Here is a 6923-nt window from a genome sequence, read left to right on the forward strand (position 1 = left end):
GTCAGCGGACGGATGAAGCGGTCCGCGGGGCGCCCGTGGGTGTCACCGTGCGTCGGGAGGGTATAGCCCCGGGACGGCACACTCAAAGCAGGCACGCCCGCGGGAGGCCGGCCCGGCGTCGGGCCCGGCGTGACGGGCCACGTCGTTCCGCCGTCGACCCACCCTTCGGGGGGAGAACGACGGACGGCCGGCACCGGTGGGTGTGCCGACCGTCCGAGAAGCCTGGGACGTGTGTGGTCAGACCTCGTCGTCGCCGAGGACGGAGCGGAGCCGCTTCGGCTGGGCGAGGCCGGAGTCGTGCGTCGTCGGGTCGGCCGAGCCGGAGGTCTCGAGGGCCTCGAGCTGCTGGCTGAAGTAGGTCTTCAGACGCGAGCGGTACTCCCGCTCGAAGGCCCGCAGGTTGTCGACCTCGTGGGAGAGGGCGTCGCGCTCGCGCTCGAGGTCGCCGAACAGCTGGGCGCGACGCTCGGCGGTCTCGGCGTCCAGCGACTGGGCGCGGCCACGGGCGTCCGCCTCGAGCTTGTCGGCGTTCGACTTCGACTCGCCCTCGAGGCGCTCGGCCTTGGTGCGCGCCTCGCCGACGATCTTGTCGGCCTCGCTCTTCGCGTCCTCGACGAGCTGGTCTGCGTTGCGGCTGGCCAGCTCGAGCAGACGGGCGGCGGCGTTGGAGGCGTCGCCCACGGTCTCGACCCGGATGGTCTCGATCCCGCCGGCGACGGCGCCGACGGCGGGTGTCGGCTGGGTCGGGACCGGTTCCGGCTCGGGCATCGCGGCCACGGGTTCCGGGGCCGGTGGCTCCGGCATCGGGGCCGGCGCCGAGTCGACGGCACCGCTCTGCGCCGCGGAGAGCTTCGCGCGGAGGTCGTCGTTCTCGCGGGTCAGCCGAGCGAGTTCGGCCTCCACCTCGTCGAGGAACTGGTCCACCTCGCCCATGTCGTAGCCCTCGCGGAGCCGGACAGGAGTAAAGCGCTTGTTGCTCACGTCCTCAGGCGTCAGCGGCATGACCTCACCCAATTCCTAGTTTCGCGGTACTGACAAGTCTTCGGTCGAACAATAGCCCCTCCCCAGCCGGGCGGGAGACTCCTGGCGTGACCAGGTCGCCGGGGACCTACCCAGCGGTCGCCGGGAGCGTCACTGCAGGTCGCAGCGGCTATCGGATCGCGCGGGGGTCGGGCTCAGCTCTGGTTGAAGAAGCCGCCCTCGGCGATCCGTTGCTTCTCCTCCGCCGCCACCGAGACATTCGGCGGGGAGAGCAGGAAGACCTTGGCCGTCACCCGCTCGATGCTGCCGCGGGTGGCGAAGACCAGTCCGGCGGCGAAGTCGACGAGCCGCTTGGCGTCGGCGTCGTCCATCTCCGAGAGGTTCATGATCACGGGTACGCCGTCGCGGAAGTTCTCGCCGATCGTGCGCGCCTCGTTGTAGGTCCGCGGGTGCAGGGTCGTGATCCGCGACATCTCGGACACGACGGCCGGGGCAGGGGTCGACGGGTGGGAACGGCGGCGCTGGGAGATGTCGGCGACCGGAGCGGGCTGGGCCTTGGCGGGCACGGAGGACCGCCGCGGCTGGCGCTCGGCGTCGGCGTACCCCTGCTCGTCGTACTCGTCGTCGTAGACGCCGGTGTCCTCGAGCAGGCCGAGGTACTCGCCGATCTTGCGCATCGCGCCGCTCATGGATTCCATCCTCCAGGTTCCCGGTGACCCTGCCTGCCGACCCTGCTGATCACATCTCTCGACAACGGGGCCCCTGTCGTAGTCGTGACGCTACTTGATCGACGGACGCGCACCGAGGATTGCGGACCCGACACGCACGTGTGTCGCCCCCGCCTCGATGGCCGCCTCGAAGTCGTTGCTCATCCCCGCCGAGAGCCAGGTCGCCTGCGGCCGGTCCGCCAGGAACGTCGCCCGCACCTCCGCCAGGCGTTCGAAGGCCGCCTTCGGTTTCTCGTCCAGGGGAGCGATCGCCATCAGTCCTCTCAGCGTCAGCATCCCCGCGGCCTCGACCGCGTCGGCCAGCGCGGGGAGGTCGGCGGCGTCCGCACCCGACCGGCCGTGGCGTCCCGGGGGGTCGAGGCTCACCTGGAGGAGTACGTCGACCTCGTGGGAGCGCTCGTGGGCACCTCGGTTGAGCGCATTCACCAGCTTGACCCGGTCGACCGACTCGACGACGTCGGCGTACGACGCGACCGCGGCGGCCTTGTTGCTCTGGAGCCCACCGATGAAGTGCCAGCGGAGGCCGAGGTCGCCGCACTCGGCGAGCTTGTCGCCGGCCTCCGGGTGGCGGTTCTCCCCGACGTCGGTCACGCCGAGCTCGGCGAGCAGCCGGACGTCGGAGGCGGGGAAGAACTTGGTGACGACGACCAGGGTCACGTCTTCGGCGTCTCGGCCGGCGGTGCTCGCCGCGGTGGCGATGCGCCGGCGTACGTCGTCGAGGCCGGCCGCGATGTCGTCGCGACGAGTCACGTCAGCCTCCGGATCAGGCCGGCCTGCCGGCCGGAGAGCTTGCCCTCGCGACGGTAGGAGAACAGGTCGGGCGACTCGAACGTGCACCGGGAGAGGTCGACGATCTCGACGCCCTCACGCTCGAGCTGCGCACGGACCCCGGCGCCGATGTCGAGGGACGGCGTGCCCCACGACGTGGTGGCGCGGGTGGCGGGCTCGACGTCGGCGACCTCGTCCTGCAACGCCGACGGCACCTCGTAACAGCGTCCGCAGACGTGTGGTCCGAGCCAGGCCGTCACGGTCGCTGCGCCGAGGTCGCGCATCGCGGCCAGGGTCGCGGGGACGATTCCGGCCGCGATCCCGGGGCGTCCGCAGTGACAGGCTCCGATCACGCCGACGTCGTGGTCCGCGAGAAGCACCGGCGCACAGTCGGCGGCACGCACGCTCAGCGTGATCCCCGGTTCGGCGGTGACCAACCCGTCGCCGATGCCGTGCAGATGACCGTGCACGTCGTGGCGGGGGCCCTCGGGACCGACGACCACGACGTCGTCGCCGTGCACCTGGCCGAGCTCGGCGAGCCGGTCGACACCGCCGTCGCGCGCGAAGTCGTCCATCAGCAGCCGGTGGTTCTCCGCCATGGCTTCAGGGTCGTCGCCGCCGGACCAGCCGAGGTTGAGTGAGTCGAACGGCGCGCCACTGACCCCGCCGTGCCGGTCGGTGAAGGCCAGCTCGACGGGGCCGGAGGTCAGGCGTGCGGCGTACAACTCCTCGATGATGACAGGCCGGGCCCGGGCTACTTCAGGAAGTCGGGGACGTCGAGGTCGTCGTCGTCGAACTCCAGCTGCGGCCGCTGGGGCTGCTGCCGGGCGCCGGCGTTCACGGTCTCGCGCTCGCTCTCGCGGTGGGTCTCGCTCGGATACTCGGCCGGGGCGGGCGCCCCCGCCTTCTTCGCCGCCAGCGCCTGTGCCGCCTGCCGGGTCTGCTCCTGGGTCTGCTGAGGCTGGCTGCGACGCAGCCCGGACTCGTGCTCCCGGCGCTTCGGCATGCCGCCGTCGAACCCGGCTGCGATCACGGTGACCCGGACCTCGTCGCCGAGCGCGTCGTCGATCGTCGCCCCGAAGATGATGTTGGCATCGGGGTGGGCAGCCTGCGAGACCAGGGCCGCTGCCTCGTTGATCTCGAACAGGCCGAGGTCGGAGCCGCCGGCGATCGAGAGCAGCACGCCGTGCGCCCCGTCGATGCTCGCCTCCAGCAGCGGGCTCGAGACCGCCATCTCGGCCGCGGACACCGACCGGTCGTCGCCACGGGCCGAGCCGATGCCCATCAGCGCCGACCCGGCGTTCGCCATCACCGACTTGACGTCGGCGAAGTCGAGGTTGATCAACCCGGGCGTGGTGATCAGGTCGGTGATGCCGCTGACACCTTGCAGCAGCACCTGGTCGGCCTGCTTGAACGCGTCGAGGACGCTGACGCTCCGGTCGCTGATCGAGAGCAGCCGGTCGTTCGGGATCACGATCAGGGTGTCGACCTCCTCGCGGAGCTTGGCGATGCCCTCCTCCGCGGAGTTGGCCCGGCGACGACCCTCGAAGGCGAACGGCCGCGTCACCACGCCGATCGTCAGGGCGCCCAGGCTGCGCGCGATCCGGGCCACGACCGGGGCGCCGCCGGTGCCGGTGCCACCACCTTCGCCCGCGGTCACGAAGACCATGTCGGCGCCCTTGATGACCTCCTCGATCTCGTCCGCGTGGTCCTCGGCGGCCTTCTCGCCGACCTCGGGGTTGGCGCCCGCGCCGAGACCACGGGTGAGCTCGCGCCCGATGTCGAGCTTGACGTCGGCGTCGCTCATCAGGAGCGCCTGGGCGTCGGTGTTGATCGCGATGAACTCGACGCCCTTGAGCCCCACCTCGATCATCCGGTTGACGGCGTTGACCCCGCCGCCACCGATGCCGACCACCTTGATGATGGCCAGGTAGTTCTGCGCTGCTGCCACGGTTCAAGCCTCCGGTGATCGCACCCGGCCGGCGGCCGGACGACTGCTTCGTCCCGTCCGCCGGGTACGACGAACGGCTGGGAATGTCCTGGGGAAGTCCACGGGGCTGCGTGTCCCTCAACCGTCACCCTCAAGTGGAGGGTTATAGTTATGTCAACCTCGTGTTGCCGACGACGTTAGGGACTCGTCGTGGTGGATCGGCGCAGACACGCCGGGGGTCCGGACGGTTCATCGCGTCGGGTGGGCGAAGGGGCACTGGGCCAGGTGAGTTCCGCTGGCCCAGCGGCCGCTCACCCACCCAGCGTGATGAACCGTCCACCCCCAGCCAGCGACGCGGTCGATCAGCCGCCGCTGGTGACCGGCTGTCCCGGGACGCTGACGTCGTAGGTGCGGGCCGGGTGGGCGAGCAGCCGGACGAGCACCTCGGCCTTCAGCGCCGATTGGGCGTCGCTGCCCCAGAGCACCGTGGCGCCGCTGCGCATCGTCAGCGTCACCTGGTCCAGGCTGCGGACTCCGGCGTGGTCGACGCGGGCGGCCAGTCCGGGCGGCAGGGCGGCGATCACCCGGGCGGCCTCGGCGAGGGCGTCACTGCTGATCGTCGCCGGCGAGACGACGCGGGGCATGTGGGCCGGCGGCCGGGGGTAGGTACGGAACAGCACGCCGTCGGCATCCATCGCCTGGTAGCGCCCGCCGATCTGGACCACCGCGACCGGCCGGCGTTCGGTGACCTTGATCAGGACGCCGTCGGGCCAGTCGCGGGAGACGTCGACGTGCTTGACCGGTGCCAGGCCGGCGACCCGGGTGCGGATCGCGCCCAGGTCGAGCTCGGCCAGGTGCGCGCCGACCGGGACCTTGGCGGCGGCGAGGACCTGCTCCTGCGAGAGGAGCGACTCGCCCTGCACGTCGACATGCTTGACGGTCAGCGTGGAGCTGAAGAACACCAGCCAGACGCCGGCGACCGACAGCACGACCAGGAGCACGGACCCGATCACGTAGCGCCAGACGAGCCAGCGACGCAGCCACTGCCGGCGTACGAAACGCCGACGTGACCGGTTCGCCGGGTCACGCCGCTCGCTCCCTCTGAGAGGGGTGCGCTGCAACGTGATCACGAGACCTCCGGCGAGGACGACAGCAGGGCCAGCACCTGCGGACCGACCTCGGTGACGCTACCGGCGCCGAGGGTCAGAACCAGGTCACCGGGCCGGGCGAGCCGGACAAGTTCTGCCGCCACCCCGGCCAAGGCGGGCACGTAGTGCACCTGCTCGGGCGACAGCGGCACGGCGTCCGCCACCAGCCGACCGGTCACCCCTGGGTCCGGCTCCTCGCGCGCGACGTACACGTCGAGGACGACGACCTCGTCGGCGGCACCGAGCGACTCCCCCATCGCGCGCCCGAACGTCCGGGTCCGGGAGACCAGATGGGGCTGGAACGCCACGACCAGCCGGCCGTCACCGGCCAGGGCGCGCGCGGCCTCGAGGTCACCGGTGATCTCGGCCGGGTGGTGCGCGTAGGAGTCGTAGACCCGCACGCCGCCGCTCTCGCCCTTGAGCTCCATACGTCGCCCCGTGCCGGTGAACTCCCCGAGGCCGCGAGCCAGCGCGTCGAAGCCGAACCCGAGCCGCAGCCCGACGGCGAGAGCCCCCGCAGCGTCGAGCGCGTAGTGCCGACCGGGAACCTGGAGCCGCACCCGGCCGAGGACGTCGCCCGCCTCGACGACGTCGAACGTCGAGACGGTCGCGGTGACCTCCAGGTCCGCCAGGCGCAGGTCGCACCCGCTCGTCTCGCCGACGGTCACCACCTCCAGGCCGTGCTCGCGACCGACGTCGGCCAGCGCGGCCGCACCACTGTCGTCGGCGCACAGCACCAGCAGCCCGCCGTCGGTGATCGTTGCGACGAAGTCGGCGAACGCTGCGGAGTAGGCCTCCTCGGTGCCCCACACGTCGAGGTGGTCGGCGTCCACGTTCGTGACCAGGGCGGCATCGGGTCGGTAGACCAGGAAGGCCCCGTCGCTCTCGTCGGCCTCCGCCACGAACAGGTCACCGGGCCCGGCCTCGGCGTTGTGACCGGTCGCGGCGAGCACCCCGCCGACCGCGTACGTCGGCTCCGCACCGGCGGCGCGCAGCGCCATCGTCAGCATCGAGGTCGCAGTGGTCTTGCCGTGGGTCCCGGCGACCGCGACCACCCGATGGCCGGCCATCGCCGCCTTGAGCCCCGCCGAGCGGGGCAGCATCCGCAGCCCCCGGGACCGTCCTTCGAGCACCTCGGGGTTGTCGTCGCGTGCGGCGGTGGTGACCACGAGAGTGTCGGCGTCACCGACGTGTGCGGCGTCGTACGACAGGTGCAGCGGTACGCCGAGCTCGCGCAACCCGGGCAGGAACGGCGTGTCCTGGTCGTCGCTGCCGGTCACCGGCACACCCTGCTGCGCCATGATCCGGGCGATCGCGGACAGCCCCGCTCCACCCACTCCGACGAAGTGCACCCGCCCGAGCTCGGAC

The 6923-nt window shown here is 71.8% G+C and carries 7 protein-coding genes; all 7 read right to left on the bottom strand.

What is annotated here, in order from left to right; genetic code table 11:
* Positions 1 to 237: 237 nt before the first annotated feature.
* Positions 238 to 1002 (bottom strand): DivIVA domain-containing protein, encoded by a 765-nt coding sequence (locus VGK78_RS19255; protein WP_331529355.1) that lies wholly within the window; start codon positions 1000 to 1002, stop codon positions 238 to 240.
* A 173-nt stretch (positions 1003 to 1175) separates the two neighbouring features.
* Positions 1176 to 1670 carry a cell division protein SepF gene (locus tag VGK78_RS19260; RefSeq protein ID WP_331529356.1) on the bottom strand — a complete coding sequence of 165 codons (495 nt, stop codon included), beginning with the start codon at positions 1668 to 1670 and terminating at the stop codon, positions 1176 to 1178.
* Between the two features lie 90 nt (positions 1671 to 1760).
* Positions 1761 to 2459 (bottom strand): YggS family pyridoxal phosphate-dependent enzyme, encoded by a 699-nt coding sequence (locus tag VGK78_RS19265; RefSeq protein WP_331529357.1) that lies wholly within the window; start codon positions 2457 to 2459, stop codon positions 1761 to 1763.
* Positions 2456 to 3202 carry a polyphenol oxidase family protein gene (locus tag VGK78_RS19270; protein ID WP_331529358.1) on the bottom strand — a complete coding sequence of 249 codons (747 nt, stop codon included), beginning with the start codon at positions 3200 to 3202 and terminating at the stop codon, positions 2456 to 2458. Before VGK78_RS19270 ends, VGK78_RS19265 begins: the two co-directional genes overlap by 4 nt.
* A gap of 29 nt (positions 3203 to 3231) precedes the next feature.
* A complete protein-coding gene (ftsZ, locus tag VGK78_RS19275) occupies positions 3232 to 4428 on the bottom strand; it encodes a cell division protein FtsZ (RefSeq protein ID WP_331529359.1) in 1197 nt (398 codons plus the stop codon).
* 341 nt (positions 4429 to 4769) lie between these two features.
* Positions 4770 to 5537: a cell division protein FtsQ/DivIB gene (locus tag VGK78_RS19280; RefSeq protein ID WP_331529360.1), complete on the bottom strand. Its 768-nt coding sequence runs from the start codon at positions 5535 to 5537 to the stop codon at positions 4770 to 4772.
* On the bottom strand, positions 5534 to 6923 hold a 1390-nt coding region (gene murC, locus VGK78_RS19285; protein ID WP_331529361.1), incomplete at its 5' end, for a UDP-N-acetylmuramate--L-alanine ligase. The genes VGK78_RS19280 and murC, both read right to left, overlap by 4 nt.

The organism is Nocardioides sp., from assembly GCF_036503465.1.
Classification (GTDB): Bacteria; Actinomycetota; Actinomycetes; order Propionibacteriales; family Nocardioidaceae; genus Nocardioides.

Bases quoted from the DNA above. Each gene is read 5' to 3' on its own strand.
- VGK78_RS19255 (WP_331529355.1), bottom strand. From the start codon at position 1,002: ATGCCGCTGACGCCTGAGGACGTGAGCAACAAGCGCTTTACTCCTGTC.
- VGK78_RS19260 (WP_331529356.1), bottom strand. From the start codon at position 1,670: ATGAGCGGCGCGATGCGCAAGATCGGCGAGTACCTCGGCCTGCTCGAG.